Source organism: Streptacidiphilus sp. MAP12-33, from assembly GCF_041261265.1.
Lineage (GTDB): Bacteria > Actinomycetota > Actinomycetes > Streptomycetales > Streptomycetaceae > Streptacidiphilus.
Genome location: NZ_JBGCCA010000022.1, coordinates 111,624 through 127,833, shown reverse-complemented (window position 1 = coordinate 127,833; position 16,210 = coordinate 111,624). Strand labels below are relative to the sequence as shown.

General features: G+C 74.0%; 16 protein-coding genes. 11 read left to right on the top strand and 5 right to left on the bottom strand.

Annotated features, from left to right (window positions below):
- Positions 1-212: 212 nt before the first annotated feature.
- Positions 213-1,064: a PaaX family transcriptional regulator C-terminal domain-containing protein gene (locus ABH931_RS22305; RefSeq protein ID WP_370115969.1), complete on the bottom strand. Its 852-nt coding sequence runs from the start codon at positions 1,062-1,064 to the stop codon at positions 213-215.
- 9 nt (positions 1,065-1,073) lie between these two features.
- Positions 1,074-2,705 (bottom strand): AMP-binding protein, encoded by a 1,632-nt coding sequence (locus tag ABH931_RS22300; protein ID WP_370115965.1) that lies wholly within the window; start codon positions 2,703-2,705, stop codon positions 1,074-1,076.
- Positions 2,706-2,843: 138 nt separating this feature from the next.
- On the opposite strand from ABH931_RS22300, the gene ABH931_RS22295 reads away from it, so the two are divergent.
- The 7 genes from ABH931_RS22295 (at position 2,844) to ABH931_RS22265 (ending at position 9,253) form a co-directional block, all read left to right on the top strand.
- Complete coding sequence (locus tag ABH931_RS22295) at positions 2,844-4,007, top strand: acyl-CoA dehydrogenase family protein (RefSeq protein WP_370115961.1); 1,164 nt, start codon at positions 2,844-2,846, stop codon at positions 4,005-4,007.
- Positions 4,004-4,765 carry an SDR family NAD(P)-dependent oxidoreductase gene (locus ABH931_RS22290; RefSeq protein WP_370115958.1) on the top strand — a complete coding sequence of 254 codons (762 nt, stop codon included), beginning with the start codon at positions 4,004-4,006 and terminating at the stop codon, positions 4,763-4,765. The genes ABH931_RS22295 and ABH931_RS22290 overlap by 4 nt, the downstream gene beginning before the upstream one ends.
- Positions 4,762-5,160: a RidA family protein gene (locus ABH931_RS22285; RefSeq protein ID WP_370115954.1), complete on the top strand. Its 399-nt coding sequence runs from the start codon at positions 4,762-4,764 to the stop codon at positions 5,158-5,160. Before ABH931_RS22290 ends, ABH931_RS22285 begins: the two co-directional genes overlap by 4 nt.
- Positions 5,161-5,186: 26 nt before the next feature.
- Positions 5,187-5,996, top strand: a complete 810-nt coding sequence (locus tag ABH931_RS22280) for an ion channel (protein ID WP_370115951.1) — start codon at positions 5,187-5,189, stop codon at positions 5,994-5,996.
- Positions 5,997-6,005: 9 nt separating this feature from the next.
- Positions 6,006-6,371 carry an Rv2175c family DNA-binding protein gene (locus tag ABH931_RS22275; RefSeq protein WP_370115947.1) on the top strand — a complete coding sequence of 122 codons (366 nt, stop codon included), beginning with the start codon at positions 6,006-6,008 and terminating at the stop codon, positions 6,369-6,371.
- Positions 6,368-7,018 (top strand): thiamine phosphate synthase, encoded by a 651-nt coding sequence (thiE, locus tag ABH931_RS22270; RefSeq protein WP_370115944.1) that lies wholly within the window; start codon positions 6,368-6,370, stop codon positions 7,016-7,018. Before ABH931_RS22275 ends, thiE begins: the two co-directional genes overlap by 4 nt.
- 294 nt (positions 7,019-7,312) lie before the next feature.
- Entirely contained in the window at positions 7,313-9,253 is a 1,941-nt protein-coding gene (locus tag ABH931_RS22265) for an NHL repeat-containing protein (RefSeq protein ID WP_370115941.1), read from the top strand.
- A 25-nt stretch (positions 9,254-9,278) separates the two neighbouring features.
- On the opposite strand, the gene ABH931_RS22260 is transcribed toward ABH931_RS22265, so the two are convergent.
- The gene (locus tag ABH931_RS22260; RefSeq protein WP_370115938.1) at positions 9,279-10,400 is read right to left on the bottom strand and encodes a polyprenyl synthetase family protein; all 1,122 of its coding nucleotides are present in this window, start codon (positions 10,398-10,400) and stop codon (positions 9,279-9,281) included.
- A 166-nt stretch (positions 10,401-10,566) separates the two neighbouring features.
- Between ABH931_RS22260 and metF the strand changes: the two genes are divergently transcribed.
- Together metF and ABH931_RS22250 are read left to right on the top strand one after the other, a co-directional pair.
- Complete coding sequence (gene metF, locus ABH931_RS22255) at positions 10,567-11,484, top strand: methylenetetrahydrofolate reductase [NAD(P)H] (protein ID WP_370115934.1); 918 nt, start codon at positions 10,567-10,569, stop codon at positions 11,482-11,484.
- Between the two features lie 57 nt (positions 11,485-11,541).
- Entirely contained in the window at positions 11,542-12,300 is a 759-nt protein-coding gene (locus ABH931_RS22250; RefSeq protein ID WP_370115931.1) for a hypothetical protein, read from the top strand.
- Between the two features lie 3 nt (positions 12,301-12,303).
- Here the strand turns inward: ABH931_RS22250 and ABH931_RS22245 are convergent, their stop codons facing one another.
- Positions 12,304-13,764, bottom strand: coding sequence for a phytoene desaturase family protein (locus ABH931_RS22245; RefSeq protein ID WP_370115927.1), 1,461 nt, complete (start codon positions 13,762-13,764; stop codon positions 12,304-12,306).
- Positions 13,765-13,808: 44 nt separating this feature from the next.
- Between ABH931_RS22245 and ABH931_RS22240 the strand changes: the two genes are divergently transcribed.
- A complete protein-coding gene (locus ABH931_RS22240; RefSeq protein ID WP_370115924.1) occupies positions 13,809-14,018 on the top strand; it encodes a hypothetical protein in 210 nt (69 codons plus the stop codon).
- On the opposite strand, the gene ABH931_RS22235 is transcribed toward ABH931_RS22240, so the two are convergent.
- Entirely contained in the window at positions 14,005-14,604 is a 600-nt protein-coding gene (locus tag ABH931_RS22235; RefSeq protein ID WP_370115920.1) for a TetR/AcrR family transcriptional regulator, read from the bottom strand. The two genes, ABH931_RS22240 and ABH931_RS22235, sit on opposite strands and share 14 nt — an antisense overlap.
- A 123-nt stretch (positions 14,605-14,727) precedes the next feature.
- Between ABH931_RS22235 and ABH931_RS22230 the strand changes: the two genes are divergently transcribed.
- Positions 14,728-16,197, top strand: coding sequence for an MFS transporter (locus ABH931_RS22230; protein WP_370115918.1), 1,470 nt, complete (start codon positions 14,728-14,730; stop codon positions 16,195-16,197).
- Positions 16,198-16,210 lie beyond the last annotated feature (13 nt).

Genomic DNA, 16,210 nt, shown 5'->3' with positions numbered 1-16,210 from the left:
CTGCGGCTCCGCCGCGGGGCGCGACAGTTCCCCAGCCTTCGGCCGGAAGGCGCCCCTCCCACGCAGGTAGAGCCCCGAACGCCCCGGACCATCCGCACACCGGTGGTTGCTCGCGCCCACGCAGGGGGCACCTCCCGGCCGAAGGCTGGGGGAGGAGCCGCTGATCAGCAGAGCGGCGCGCCCCTGACGGCTGCGCCGCCTGGGTGGTGCGACTACCGCGCCACGGTTTCCTTCACGAAGTCCCGCGCGGCTCCGCCCAGGCGGGCGTCGAGTTCCTGGAAGACGCGGGCCGCCCGGCCGCCCGGCCAGGAGGCGGGGAGGAGCTCCGGGGGGAGGCCCGGGTCCAGGTAGGGGAGGCGGCGCCAGCTGTCGACGGCGCGCAGGTGGTCGGCGAAGGCCTCCGCCGGCGCGACAGCGCCGCGCGCGCGGTTCCACCGCGTGAGGACGGGCTCGTGGACCTCCAGGAACTCCTCGTGGCAGCGCGCCAGCGCGGGGAGGTCCCACCAGCGCTGCACCGACTCCGCCGTCGCGTCGAACGCGAGATGCTCCGCGCGGAAGAGGTCGGTGTACGCGGCGAGTTCGAGGCGCGCCAGGACGTGGCGCGTCTCCTCGTAGAGATGCGCGGGGGCGATCCACACGCCCGGCGCCGCCGTGCCGAAGCCCAGCCGGGCCAGGCGACTGCGCAGCACATGCCGCTTGTGGCGCTCGCTCTCCGGGACGGAGAAAAGGGCCAGCACCCACCCGTCGGCGAGCCGCGGCGCCCGGTGGGCGTAGATGCGGCGGTCGCCGTCCGCCAGCAGCTCCCGGGCCTGCTCCGACAGCGTGTACCCGGCCACGCCGCCCAGCGGCTCCGGCACCAGGAAGCCCCGCCGCTTGAGTCGGGAGACCGCCGACCGGACCGGCTGCGCGTCCACGCCGAGCGCGGCGAGCAGCCGGATCAGGTCGCCGACGGCGATCCAGCCGCCGAGGTCGCGGCCGTGGGCGCCGAAGAACGTCACCAGCAGCGAGCCCGGTGTGTGCTCGCGCGCGGACTGGTCTTCCTCGAGGGCTTCGGCGGCGGTCATACGGTCACTCTAAAGATCGCCCCCGCGCAGCCGGAAACGCTGGAGCTTGCCCGTGGGCGTGCGCGGCAGCGCCTCGCGGAACTCGACCTGGCGCGGGTACTTGTAGGCGCTGATCGTGGACTTCACGAAGTCCTGCAACGCCTTTGCCGTTCCCTCGTCCGCCGGGACGCCCTCGGCCAGGACCACGAAGGCCTTGACCACCTGTCCGCGCGCCTCGTCGGGGACGCCGATGACCGCGGCCTCGCGGACCTCGGGGTGGCGCAGCAGGGCCTCCTCGACCTCGGGGCCGGCGATGTTGTAGCCGGCGGAGATGATCATGTCGTCGGCGCGGGCCTGGTAGTGGAACCGGCCGTCGCCGTCGCGGACGTAGGTGTCGCCCGTGAGGTTCCAGCCGTCGTGGACGTACTGGGACTGGCGCGGGTCGTCGAGGTAGCGGCAGCCGGTGGGGCCCTGGACGGCGAGCAGGCCCGGCGTGCCGTCGGGCACCTCCGTGCCCGTCGCCGGGTCGACGACGCGGGCGCGGAAGCCCGGGACGGGGAAGCCGGTGGCGCCGGGGCGGGCGTCGGCGTCGGCGGCGGAGATGAAGATGTGCAGAAGCTCCGTCGCGCCGATGCCGTTGATCAGCGGCAGGCCGGTGCGGGCGTGGAAGGCCTCCCAGGTGGCGGCCGGCAGGTTCTCCCCGGCGGAGACGCAGCGGCGGAGCGAGGAGAGGTCGGCGTCACCCGCCTGGTCGAGCAGCACCCGGTAGGCGGTCGGCGCGGTGAACAGCACGCTGACGCGGTGGCGTTCGATCGCCGCCGGGAGGGTGACGGGGGAGGGCTGCTCCAGCAGCAGCGCGGAGGCGCCGACGCGGAGCGGGAAGACGACCAGCCCGCCGAGCCCGAAGGTGAACCCGAGCGGCGGCGTCCCGGCGAACACGTCCTCGGCCGTGGGCCGCAGCACGTGGGCGGAGAAGGTGTCGGCGATCGCCAGCACGTCGCGGTGGAAGTGCATGCAGCCCTTGGGTCGTCCGGTGGTGCCCGAGGTGAAGGCGATCAGCGCGACGTCGTCGGCGGAGGTCGGGACGGCGGGGAAGGGCTCGGGGGACGCCGCGGCGGCGAGCGTCAGCAGGTCGTCGTCGGTGTCACCGCCGTAGGGCGTGATGCACAGGCCCGGCGCGTCGACGGCCGTGAGCTCCTCCAGGGCGCGGGCGTCGCACAGCGCGTGGCCGACCTCGGCGATCTCGATCATCGTGGCCAGCTCGGTGTGCCGCTGCGCCGCCAGGACGGTGACGGCGACCGCGCCCGCCTTCATGACGGCGAGCCAGCAGGCCACCAGCCAGGGCGTGGTCGTGCCGCGCAGCAGGACCCGGTTGCCGGGGACGACGCCGAGCCGGTCGGTGAGCACCCGGGCGATCCGGTCGGTGTGCTCGCGCAGCTCGCCGTAGGACCAGACCGTGCCGTCCTCCATGCGCAGGCAGGGCCGGTCGGCGCCGTCGGCGCCGAGCCGGGCGAGGGTCGCGTCCAGCAGTTCGGCGCCGCAGTTGAGCCGGTCCGGGTAGTGCAGCCCGGGCAGGTCGAAGCGGAGTTCCGGCCACGTCGGCGCGGGCGGCAGATGGTCGCGCGCGAAGGTGTCGACGTGGGCGGAGGGGAGCAGGTGCATGGCGGGTGGTACCCCCTCACCTCGACCGGGTTGTGAACCGGGTACGGACCGGTGGATCCAGGATGAGGCTAGCGTGTTGGTGACGACAGTCAACCATCCGCGATATGAATGGGGGCAGACGCAAGGAGGGAGCGTGCGATGACGACGGCGTTCGCGCTGGACGAGGCGCAGGAGCGGTTCTGCGCCGAGGTCCGCGAGCAGGCGGCGCAGCGGCTGCTGCCGCTCGCCCACGGTGACGATCCCGCGCTCGGAGAGCGGGTCAACCGGCCGCTGCTGGAGGAGATGGGACGGCTCGGCCTGCTGGCCCGCCTCTTCCCCGACGGCGGCCGCTCGGCCGCCGCGCTGGACCTGTGCCTGCTGCGGGAGTCACTGGCCCAGGTCAGCACCGAGGCGGAGACGGCGCTGGCCCTCCAGGGGCTCGGCTTCTACCCGGTCGTGCAGAGCGGCACCGAGGCGCAACGGGCGCGCTGGCTGCCGGAGGTCGCCTCGGGGCGGGCGGTCGCCGCCTTCGCGCTCTCCGAGCCCGGCGCCGGCTCGGACGCGGCGGCGCTGGCGCTGGAGGCCAAGCCCGAGGACGCGGGCAGCGGAGGCGGCTGGCGGCTCAGCGGGGAGAAGTGCTGGATCTCCAACGCCCCCGAGGCCGACCTGTACACCGTCTTCGCCCGCACCGGCCCGGGTGCGGGAGCGCGCGGCGTCAGCGCGTTCCTCGTCCCCGCCGACCGGCCCGGGCTGTCCGGCGAGCCCCTCGACATGATCTCCCCGCACCCGATCGGGCGGCTGGTCTTCGACGGCGTCCCGGTCGGGCCCGAGGACCTGCTCGGCGAGGTGGGTGGCGGGTTCCGGGTGGCGATGCGCACGCTGGACCTGTTCCGGCCCAGTGTCGGCGCCTTCGCCGTCGGCATGGCCCAGGCGGCCCTGGATGCGACGGTGGCCCATGCCGGCGCTCGCGAGGCCTTCGGTGGCGCGCTGCGCGAACTCCAGTCGGTCGGCCACCGGCTCGCCGAGATGGCGACCCGCATCGAGGCCGCCCGTCTGCTCGTGTACGCGGCCGCGGCCGCGTACGACCGGGGTGCCGAAGCGACCGGCCTGCACGGGCCGAGCGGGCGCGCCGCCATGGCCAAGCTCTTCGCGACCGAGGCGGCCCAGTACGTCGTCGACTCCGCCGTCCAGCTGCACGGCGCGCGGGCGCTGCAACGCGGACACCTCCTGGAACGGCTCTACCGCGAGGTGCGGGCGCCGCGGATCTACGAGGGCGCCTCCGAGGTGCAGCTGAGCATCATCGCCCGGGAGCTGTACCGGTGAACGGGACGAGCCGGATCTGTGTCGTCACCGGCGGCAGCAAGGGCATCGGGGCGGCGGTCGCGGCGGACCTCTCCACCGCCGGGCACCGGGTGGTGCTCGCCGCGCGCGACGCGGAGGCACTGGAGCACACCGCGAGGTCCCTGCCGGGCCCGGTGCTGACGGTGCCGGTCGACCTGACCGCACCGGGGGCGGCCGACGCGCTGTTCGACCGGGTCGAGGCGGCCTGGGGCCCGGCCGGGGTGCTGGTCGCGGCGGCGGGCGCGGGCGCCTCGGCCAAGCTGACGGAGACCAGCGACGAGCTGTGGGAGCAGCAGCTCGCGCTCAACCTCACCGCGCCGTTCCGCTGCGTGCGCCGCGCCGTGCCGGCGATGCGGGCGGCCGGGTGGGGGCGGATCGTGGTCGTCGCCTCGGTCGCGGCGAGGACCGGCGCGCCCTACGTCGCCGCCTACACCGCCGCCAAGCACGGCGTGCTCGGCCTGGTCCGCTCGGCCGCCGCCGAGCTCGCGGGCACGGGCGTCACGGTCAACGCCGTCTGCCCCGGCTACGTCGACACGCCGATGACGGACGCCACGGTCGCCGCGATCGCCGCCCGCACCGGCCGGGGTGAGGCGCAGGCGCGCGAGGCGCTGGCCCGGATGCAGCCGATCGGACGGCTGATCCGGCCGCAGGAGGTGGCGGCCGTGGTGCGGCTGCTGGTGGAGAACGAGGCCCTGAACGGTCAGGGCGTCACCGTCGACGGAGGAGGAGTCCAGTCATGACGCTGCGTCGGATCAACCCGCCGGGGCTCGCCGAGCCCAGTGGATTCAGTCACGCGGTCACCGCGACCGGCGGCACGCTGGTCTTCCTGGCCGGCCAGACCGCGCTGGACGAGAAGGGCGCGATCGTCGGCGCGGACGTGGTCGAGCAGTTCGACCGGGCGCTGGCCAACCTGCTGGAGGCCCTGGCGGCGGCGGGCGGCACGCCCGCGCAGCTGGCCCGGCTCACCGTCTACGCGACCGACCCGGAGGACTACCGGGCCCACGCCGCCGACATCGGCCGCGTCTGGCGCGCCCGCGCGGGCCGGGACTACCCGGCGATGGCACTGATCGGCGTGGTCCGGCTCTGGGACGCGCCCGCGCTGGTGGAGTTGGAGGGCATCGCCGTGCTGGACTGAGGGTGACCGCATAGAATTTGCGGCATATGTCCGACTCTTCGTCAGGTTCCCAGCCGTCAGGTACCGAGCCGGCACCGTCGCAGGGGCCGCGGTTCGAGCGGTGGAGCCGGGCGACCCAGGTCCCGCTGCTGGTGCTCGGCTGCTGCTTCCTGGTCCTGATGCTGCTGCCCGCCGTCGACTCCACGCTCAGCCACGACCAGGAGAAGGTCCTGTGGGTGGCGGAGGGGATCATCTGGCTGGTCTTCGTCGTCGACTACAGCGTCAAGGTCTGGCTGGCGGAGCACCGCAGGGCCTTCTTCCGCAGCCACCGGCTCGACCTGGTCATGGTGGTCCTGCCGATGTTCCGCCCGCTCGGCGCGCTCCGCCTGCTCGGCGTGTTCACGCTGATGGCCCGCGGCCTGCAACGTAACCGCAGCCTGCGGACCGCGACCTACACCGGCGGGACCTTCGTCGTCGTGCTGATCGTCGGCTCCTACGCGGAGTGGCTCGCCGAGCGGAACGCCGCGGGGGCGGACATCCGCACCTTCGGCGAGGCGATCTGGTGGGCGCTGGTGACGATCGCCACCGTCGGCTACGGCGACTACGTGCCGGTGACCACCTGGGGCCGGCTGATCGCCTCGGTGCTGATGATCACCGGAATCGCGACGCTGAGCATGGTCACCGCCTCCGTCGCCAGCTGGCTGGTCCAGCTCTCCCGGCGCGAGGACGACCAGGCCGCGGCCAAGGAGCAGCGGGAACAGCAGATCGAGCAGTTCCGCACGTTGCTGCGGGAGGTCCAGCAGCTGAACCAGCGCCTGGAGCGGCTGGAGCGCCGCTGGGACGAGCGCCGGCAGTAGTCTGTTGCCGTGAGTGAGATTGATGCCAAGATCGACGCCCTGGTTCCCGACTGGATGAACCTCCCCGACATCGCCGAGCGGTGGGGGGTCGGGATCACCAAGGTCCGCGACATGATCAACGACGGCACGCTGCTGTCGGTCCGCCGCGGCGAGAACAAGGTCCTGATGGTCCCGGCCGCCTTCGTCGGCGACGACGGGCCCGTCAAGGGCGTCATCGGCACGCTGACGGTGCTCAAGGACTCCGGGTTCAGCAAGGAGGAGGCCCTGGAGTGGCTCTTCACCGATGACCCGTCGCTGCCCGGCACCCCCGCGCAGGCCCTCAACGAGAACCGCGGCACGGAGGTCCGGCGCCGCGCCCAGGCGATGAGCCTGTGAGCGGCGCGCGCACCGCGCTCGCCGGCGCCCGCCTCTACCTGTGCACGGACGCCCGCCGCGAGCAGGGCGATCTCGCCGAGTTCCTCGACCAGGTCCTGGCCGGCGGCGTCGACATCGTCCAGCTCCGCGACAAGGGCCTGGAGGCCCGGCAGGAGCTGGAGGCGCTGGAGGTCTTCGCCGACGCCTGCCGCCGCCACGGCCGGCTGCTCTCCGTCAACGACCGCGCGGATGTCGCCTTCGGCGCACGGCCCGAGGTGCTGCACCTGGGGCAGGACGACCTGCCGGTTCCGGTCGCCCGCGCGATCCTCGGCGAGGACGTCGTCATCGGCCGCAGCTGCCACGCGGAGTCCGAGGTCGATGTCGCGCTGACCGAGCCGGGCGTCGACTACTTCTGCACCGGCCCCGTCTGGCCCACCCCGACCAAGCCGGGGCGGCACGCCCCGGGGCTGGGTCTCGTCGAGTACGCGGCGAAGCAGGCCACGGACCGTCCGTGGTTCGCGATCGGCGGCATCGAGGAGTCCAATCTGGACGCGGTGCTGGAGGCGGGCGCCCGCCGCGTCGTCGTCGTCCGGGCCCTGACGCAGGCGAAGGACCCCTTCGCGGCAGCGCAGTCGCTTTCAGCGAGGGTCCGGCAGGTGTCCCTCTAGGAGCGCGAGGCGCTGCCGATCTGCGGCTCCTCCCCCAGCCTTCGGCCGGGAGGTGCCCCGGAGGTGCCCCCTGCGTGGGCGCGAACAACCCACCCGGGGCGGATGGCCCTGTCCGCGCGGGATCCCAAGGTCCGCGGGAGGGGGTCCCCCCGGCCGGAGGCCGGGGGATTGTCGCGCACGCAGTTCATCGAGCAGAGCGCCGCGCCCCTGGGGGATAGTGCAACCGACTGATCCTTCCCTCCGCTGAGCGTGTGCCGTCGACCGGCACGCACACTGCTGGGCGACAGTGCCAGCATGCGCCGACGTCGACAGCTCCTGCTCGTTGCGACCGTGCTCGCCTGCCTCGGTGCCGGCGGAGCCAGTGGTGCTCCGCGTGGTGCCGACGCCGCGCAGGACGGGGTGGTCCGCAGTGGCGGCACGCCCCTCGGGAACCTGCGGGTGACCCTGCTGGAGGCAGGACCCGCGCGGCCGCGCGTCCTCGCGCAGACTTGCAGCGGGCCTGACGGGCGGTTCCACCTGACGTACCGGCGGCCCGCAGATCCCCGTGCGGTGCTGTACCTGACCGCCGACGGCGGCAGCGGCGGGCTGCGGCTGGCCGCCACGGTGGACGGCGGCTCCGCCGTCGTGGTGAACGAGCGGACCACCGTCGCCGCCGCTTACGCCTTCGCGCAGTTCACCCACGACGGCGAGGTCGCGGGCGGGAGCCCGGGCCTGCCGAACGCCGCCGCGATCTCGCACAACCTGGCCGACGTCCGCACGGGCGGTGTCGCGCCGCTCCTCGCCGCGCCGCCCAACGGGCGGGAGACCTCGACGCTCGCCGCGTTCGACACCCTCGCCAACCTCCTCGCGGTCTGCGCGCGCGGTGGCGACTGCGGGACGCTCCTGCGGCTGGCTCAGCCGCCCGGCGAGGCCCGGCCGCAGGACAGCTTCCAGGCCGCCGCCGACATCGCCCGCGCGCCCGGCCACGACGCGGCCGCGCTGTTCGCGCTGGCGCGGACGCAGCCGGTGTACCGGCCGGCCCTCGCCGCCGCGCCCGACGCGTGGACCCTGGCGCTGCGCTACGACGGCAACGGCCACGAGGTGAACGGGCCGGGGAACATCGCCTTCGACGCCGCGGGGAACGCGTGGGTCAGCAACAACTACCCCTTCGCCCTGAACCCCCTCACCTCCGTCTGCGGCGGCCGCGCCGTCCTCGCTCTCTCGCCCACCGGCGCCGATCTGCCCGGCGCGCCCTACCGGGGTGGCGGGCTCTACGGGGCCGGATTCGGCATCGCCGTGGACCGGAACGGCCAGGCGTGGGTCTCCAACTTCGGGTTCCAGGGCAAGGGCTGTCCGGTGGACCCGAGCCGTCACGACCGCTCCGTCTCGGAGTTCGCCGCCGACGGCCGGGCGCTGTCGCCCGGGACCGGCTGGCGGTTCGGCGGGATCAGCCAGCCGCAGGGGACCGTCGCCGACCGCTCCGGGAACGTCTGGATCGCGAACTGCGGCAACCGCAGCGTCACCCGCATCCCGGACGGACGCCCCGAGGCCGCCCGGAACCTGCCGCTCGCGGCCGCGGGCCTCGTGAAGCCCTTCGACATCGCCGTCGATCCCCGCGGCCGCGCCTGGGTCACCGGTAACGGCAGCGACAACGTCGTCGAGCTGGCGCCGGACGGCCGTCCGCTGCGCACGGTCACCCCGCCGGGGCTGCACCGGCCGCTCGGCATCGCCTCCGACAGTCTGGGCGACCTGTGGGTGGCCGACGACCAGATCCTGCCGGTGCCCTGCGAGGGCAGCACGACGGCGGACCTCGCGGGCGCGCTGAGCACCGTGCCCGGCCCTGGGCACCGGCCTGGCGTGGTACTGATCCGTCCGGACGGGACGGCGGCGCCCGCGCCGTTCACCAACGGCGGCCTGGTGCTGCCCTGGGGCGTCGCGGTCGACGGGGACGACCACGTCTGGGTGGCGAACTTCGCCGGCCGGCGGCTCGCGGAACTGTGTGGCGCCCGGGTCTCGACCTGCCCGCCGGGCTACCGCACCGGTCAGCCGATCTCCCCGGCCGCGACCGGCTACCCCAGCGACGGGCTGGTGCGGAACACGGGCGTGCAGATCGACCCCTCGGGCAACGTCTGGCTGGCGAACAACTGGCGGCAGGTGCCGCTGCAGACCAACCCGGGCGGTCACGAGCTGGTGGTGTTCGTCGGCCTGGCCGCACCGGTGCTCACCCCGCAGGCCGGGCCGCCGCAGCGGCCCTGAAGGGCAGGCGGGTCGGATCTCCGCGTCAGTTCCGGCGGGCCGTCGCGGCGTCGACCAGGCGGGCCAGGACCGCGCGGGCCTTCGGCGCGCGGATCGGGGCGGAGTCCAGCGCTGTCAGCGCGTCCTCGCGCAGCGCGGCGATGCGCTCCTCGATGCGGCGCGGGGCGCCGCTGCGGGTGATGACGTCGCGCAGTCGCTCGATGCCGTCCGCGTCGAGCTCGGGGGAGCCGAGCAGGTCGTCCAGCAGGCGGGCGTCGGCGGTGCCGCAGGAGGCGAGGGTCTCGGCGACCAGCAGGGTCCGCTTGCCCTCACGCAGGTCGTCCCCGGCGGGCTTGCCGGTGACGGCGGGGTCGCCGAAGACGCCGAGCAGGTCGTCGCGGAGCTGGAAGGCCTCGCCCAGCGGCAGCCCGAACGCGCCGTAGGCGTCGGTCAGGTCCGCCGAGGCGCCGGCCAGCAGGCCGCCGAGCTGGAGCGGACGCTGCACGGTGTACTTGGCGGACTTGTACTCGATCACCGTGCGCGCGCGGTCCACGGCGCCCTCGCCGCAGGCGGGCCAGTTCGCGGCGGGCTCCAGCATGTCGAGGTACTGGCCGGCCATGACCTCGGTGCGCATCAGGTCCAGCAGCGGCTTGGCGCGGCGCACGGCGTCGTGCGGCAGGCCGCAGTCGGAGAAGAGCGCGTCGCACCAGACCAGCAGCAGGTCGCCGACCAGGACGGCGCTCGCCCCGCCGAACTGCGCGGCGTCGCCGCGCCAGCCGGAGCCGCGGTGCAGCGACTCGAAACGGCGGTGCACGGAGGGCAGGCCGCGGCGCGTGTCGCTGTGGTCCATCAGGTCGTCGTGGACGAGCGCGCTGGCCTGGAGCAGCTCCAGCGCGGCCGCCGCCGCGACCGCTCCCGGTTCGTCCGCCGCCCCGCCCGCTCCGCGCCAACCCCAGTAGCAGAACGCCGCCCGCAGTCTCTTCCCGCCGTCCAGCAGGAAGTCGCGGACGGTGCCGCAGACGGGGGCCAGCTGCGGCGAGATCGCCTGAAGGGTCTGTTCCTGACCGGAGAGGAAGGCGTTCAGTGCCTCGTCGATCCGCGTTCGCAGCCACTCCGCGTCGACGGGGTTGCCGACGACGGGCGCGGGGGCGGACTGAGCGAGCGACACCGGTGACTCCGACTGGTACGGGGACCAACAGCGTAACGCGAGCGAACCGCGCCCCCGGGGACGGGGAGGTGCCGCGGGCGCGGCCGCCGCCACCGGTCCCGCCGTCGCGTCCCAAGGACTGGACACCTGTTTCAAACTCCGTCCGGATCGCGGATAACCTTCGGCTATGGCTCTCGGAACCCCCAGCACACGCCCGGATCGCGCAGAGACGATCCGCGACCTCCTGGCGTCCGGTGCCAAGTCCTACTCGTTCGAGTTCATGCCGCCGCGCTCGCCACAGGCGGAGGCGGGGCTGTGGACGGCGATCCGCCGGCTGGAGTCGCTCGCGCCGACCTTCGTCTGCGTCACCTACGGCGCCGGCGGTTCCACGCGCGGCCGCACGATCAACATCACCGGCCGGATCGCCGCCGAGACCACGCTCACGCCCGTCGCGCACCTGACGGCCGTCGACCACACCGTGGCCGAGCTGCGCAACATCCTGGGCTGCTACGCCGACCAGGGCGTGCGCAACGTGCTGGCGCTCCGTGGCGACCCGCCGGGCGACCCGCTGGGCGAGTGGGTCGCGCACCCGCACGGGGTGAACTACGCCTCGGAGCTGGTGGAGCTGATCAAGGAGTCGGGCGACTTCTGCGTCGGCGTCGCGGCCTTCCCCGAGCGGCACCCCCGCTCGACGGACTGGGACGAGGACATCAAGCACTTCGTCCACAAGATCCGCGCGGGCGCCGACTACGCGATCACCCAGATGTTCTTCGACGTGGACTTCTACCTGCGCTTCCGCGACCGCGTCGCGGCGGCCGGGTGCGAGGTGCCGATCATCCCGGAGATCATGCCGGTGACCAGCATCCGCTCGCTGGACCGGATCCCGACCCTGTCGACCGCCTGGTTCCCGCCGCAGCTGCGCGACCGGATGCTCGCCCACGCGGACGACCCGGCCGCGGTGCGCGCGATCGGCATCGAGTACGCCACCGGGATGTGCCGCCGCCTGCTCGACGAGGGCACGCCGGGCCTGCACTTCATGACGATGAACTTCTCGACGGTGACCTCGGAGATCTACCAGAACCTGGGTCTTACCCCGCAGGGCTGAACGCGTCCACCCCGAACGGGTACGGTGTCCTCCACCGTTCGAGAGGTGGTGCCCGAGGTGGCGCTTCTGTATGTCGCGTTCGCGGTGGTCGCCCTGTGGCTGATCGGCGAGCTGCTGCTGCAGCGCCGCGCGCCGCTGCACTGGCGCGGGTTGGCGCTGGTGGGCTTCCTGGTGCTGGTCGCCGGGGTGGTGCAGGGGTCGCTGCCGCTGATCGGTGCGGGTGTCCTCGCCTTCGGTGCGGGGCAGGTGCTGGCCACCATGGCGGTCAAGCGGTCCACCGGGACGGCGCACTGGTCGCTGGTGGCGCCGGAGCGCGTGCCGGTGGTCGGCCGCCTCTTCGGCGGCGAGGAGCCGGCGCCCGCCCCCAAGGGGCGATCGCGCGCGGCGCGCCCGCAGCCGGACCCGGAGCCGCAGTCCCCGCCGCAGCCGCAGTTCGTGGCGGAGCCGACGCCGGAGCCGCTGCCCGAGGCCGTGGAGGCGACGGCGGTCTACCAGGGCGACAGCGTGTACTACGGCCGGGCCGAGCAGGAGTACGGGTACTCGACCGGGCAGCAGGTCGCCTACACCGACCCGTACGCCGACCCCTATACGCAGCAGTACCAGCCGCAGTACCAGGAGTACGCGCCCTACGAGCAGCAGCAGCCGTACCCGCAGTACGAGCAGCAGTACCAGCAGTACCCCGAGTACCAGCAGCAGTACGCGGCCGCCTACGAGCAGCAGCAGCCGTACCAGGACTACCAGCAGCAGGCCTACGGAACGTACGAGCAGGCCGGGTACTACCCGCAGGACCCGCAGCACCACGCCCCCCAGGGCTGAGCCCTACGGCGTGCCGACGAGCCCGGCGACGACCGCCGCCGACATGCCGACGCGCGCCAGCCCGCCGCCCGGGTGGGCGCCGCCGCCGACGTGGAACAGGCCCGGTAGGGCGTCGGCGTTGCCCGGGGCGAGGAACGCCCCGCCCGCTCCCGCGAGGGAGGGCGGCGGAACGGAGCCGCCCGGCGCGCCCGTCTCGGCCGCGGTGTCGGCCGGGGTGCGGGCGTGCGTCCACAGCACCCGCTCACGCAGCCCGGGCGCCGCTTGTGCGGCCCGGGCCAGGACCGCGTCGGCGAAGGCGGCGACGCGGGCGGTGTCGGTCCAGTCGACGGGCCCCTGCGGCGGCACCGTGACGGTGACGACCGCGGCCTCGTGGCCGGCCGGGGCGAGGGTGGCGTCGTCCGGGCGCAGCAGTTGCAGCGTGGGCCGCTCGGGCAAGCGTGGGGTCGGGCCGAAGAGCGCGTCGAGCTCCTCGGCGCGGTCGGCGGCGTGCACGACGGTGCGGTGCCCGGTGTCGCGCGGGCGGTCGCCGCGCAGCGCCAGCAGCAGCGTGAACCGGCCGGGAGCGCCGGTGCCGGCCGAGGTCGTGGGGGCGCGGTCGTCGATCACGACGTCGGCATCCAGGACGGTGCCGTCCGCCAGCCTGACGCCGGTCACCCGGTCCTCGCCGGCACCGTGCTCTGTGACACTGGGCTCCGTGACGACGTGTTCCACCCGCGTCCCGAAGCGCAGGTCGACGCGGCGGGCCTCGCAGCGCCGCAGCACCGCGTCGGCCAGCGCCCGCAGGCCGCCGGTGACGTACCAGACGCCGAAGCTCTGCTCCATGTAGGGCAGCCAGGTCAGCGAGGCGGGCGCCTGCTCGGGGTCGAGGCCGAAGCGGAGCGCGTACTCGTCCAGCAGGGCGGTGAGGCGCGCGTCGCGCAGTTCGCGGCGGGCGACGTCGGCGAGGGTGCGCGGGGCGCGCGTCAGCAGGCCGCGCCGGGCGGGGACGTAGGGGTCGCGGTGCAGTGGCGCCGGGTCGGCGGGGAGCGGCTCCTCCAGCAGCGGACGGCGGGTGGCCTCCCAGACGCCGCGACCGCGTTCCAGCATGGCTCCCCAGCGGGTGCCCGCGTCGCCGCCGAGGGCGGCGTTCAGGGCGCTCTCCACGCGGGCGAGTGAGGCGTTGGCGAGGAGGACGCGGCTGCCGTCCGGCAGCAGGTGCTCACTGCCCGGGTCGACGGGCCGCAACTCGACCTCGTCCTCCAGCCGGGTGCGGCCGGTCTTGAGCATCAGGTCGCGGTAGACGGCGGGGAGGGTGAGCAGGGTCGGGCCGGTGTCGAAGCGGAAGCCGTCGCGCTCGTAGCGCCCGAGCATTCCGCCGTGGGTCGGCGCGGCCTCGCACAGGGTGACCTTGTGGCCGACCGTCGCCAGCCGTGCCGCGGCGGCGAGCCCGCCCATTCCTGCGCCGATGACCACGATCCTTGCCATGGGCACCCATCGTAGGTGCTGATGGGGGCCCTTATGATCGCTGCATGGCGGACTTCGAGTACCACGAGCAGCTGGCGTTCCGGGCCCTAGCGGAGTCCCGTACGACGAGTGGTGACCGCCATTACCACGTGCAGGTGGCGCAGGTGGAGGCGACGCTCGCGCTGGCGGCCGCCGTGGCGGCGCTGTCCCGCAGGCCCGCGGAGCCCGCGTCGGCCCCGGCCCCCGTCCCGGAGGACCGCGTCAGCGGGTCGTGACGCCGTCCATGATCAGCCCGATCAGCCGCTCCGGTGAGCTGACGGTCTTTCCGGCCTGCTTGGAGTAGCCGCAGGCGTAGGTGACGCCGCTGGTGAGCGTCATCAGCTCGCTGGTGGTGACGTCCTGACGGATGCCGCCCGCCGCCTTGGCGCGCGCGACCAGCTCCTCGGAGGCGTGGTGCAGGATCCACGCGGTGTCGTGCTTGCGGTCGGCGTTGAGCAGCAGCGCGGAGGCCAGGCCCTTGAACGCGCCGACGTGGTCCACGAGGCGGACCAGCCAGTCGGCCAGCGCGCGTGTCGGGTCCTCGGCGGTGAGCAGCGGCGCCGCGTCGGCGGCCACGGCGTCCGCCCAGCGGGTGCAGACCGCGTCCAACAGGTCGTCACGCGTGGGGAAGTGACGGTAGAGGGTGCCGGGGCCGACGCCGGCCCGCTTGGCGATCTCGTCGAGTGAGGCGTCCGGGCCGTTGGCGAGAAAGGACTCGGTGGCGACGGCGACGAGCTTCTCGTAGTTGCGTCGCGCGTCGGCCCGCATGGGGCGGCGGGGCGGCCGCTCCTGGGCGTCCTTCGCCTCGGTTTCGGCCGTCATGACCCCGATCCCTTGCTAAGCGGAGACAGTCTCCGTATTGTTGTCCCTGGAACCGGAGGATACCTCCGTTTGCGTTCCCTGCCTATCTTCGCATCCATTCTCCATGCACTCCAGGGCGGAGCCATGTCCGAGAACACCCTTGTGTCCCCTTCCAGCAGAACCCGTGCCGAATCCCCGGTCGACTCACCGCCGCAGCGCCAGCGGCTCGCGCTCGCGGTGATCCTCGCCTGCCAGTTGATGGTGATCCTCGACGCCACCGTCGTCACCATCGCCCTGCCGGGCATCCAGCACGCCCTCGGCTTCTCCTCGGCGGGGCTGAGCTGGGTCATGAACATCTACTCGCTGACCTTCGGCGGCCTGCTGCTGCTCGGCGGCCGGGCCGGCGACATCTTCGGGCGGCGCCGCCTGCTGGCCTGGGGCATCGCGCTGTTCACGCTCGCCTCGCTGGTCGGCGGCCTGGCCACCAACCCGACCGAACTGCTGCTCTCGCGCATGGCGCAGGGCGTCGGCGCGGCCGTCGCGGCGCCCAGCACACTGGCGCTGATCGTCAGCACCTTCCGCGACCCGATCGAGCGGGCCCGGGCCATCGGTCTCTTCTCCGCGATGTCCGCCGGCGGCGCGACCGTCGGCCTGATCCTCGGCGGGCTGCTGACCTCCTGGCTCTCCTGGCGCTGGGTCATGTTCATCAACGTGCCCTTCGGCGTCCTGGTGACGGTGCTGGCGCCGCGCGTGATCCAGGAGCCCGAACGGCACGCCGGACGGCTCGACCTGGCCGGGGCCGCCACGGCGACCGGCGGCATGGTCGGCCTCGTCTACGGCTTCATCCGCGCCGCCACGGTCGGCTGGGGCGACACCCTGACGCTGGTCTGCTTTGCCGCGGCCGCCGTGCTGCTGACCGTCTTCGTGCTGGTCGAGCGGCGCGTCGCGCAGCCGCTGCTGCCGCTCTCGCTGCTGACGGACAAGGTCCGGGCGGGCGGCTATGCCGCCATGGCGCTGCTCGCGGCCGGGATGTTCGGCATGTTCTTCTTCGTCACCCAGTACCTGCAGACCGGGCTCGGCATGTCACCGATGCGGGCGGGCTTCGGCTTCCTGCCGCTGGCGGTGCCGATCTTCGCCGGGGCGCGTCTCGCTCCGCGACTGGTGCCCAGGTTCGGCGCGCGGCCCTTCCTGCTCGGCGCTCCGCTGCTGCTGATCGCGGGCATGGCGCTGCTCACCCAGGTCGACGCGCACACCTCCTACGCCACCGGGGTGCTGCCCTCGCTGCTGCTGTTCGGCCTCGGCGCCGGGTTCACCATGGTGCCGCTGAGCCTGACCATCCTTAGCAGCGTCAAGCCGCAGGAGGCCGGGGCGGCGTCCGGCACGCTGCAGACGATGCAGCAGGCGGGCGGTTCGCTCGGTACGGCCGTCGGCATCACCGCCTTCAGCCACGCCACCAGCCACCCCTCCGCCCTTCCCGGTGCGGCGGGCCTGCACGCGACGCTCGCCCACGGGGTCTCGCTCGCGATGACCTGCTCGCTGGGGCTGGCGGTCGGCTCGTTCCTGATCCTGGCGCTCTTCGTCCGGCCGCCGCGCCCGCAGCGTCAGGCCGTCTGAGCGCCGGACCACG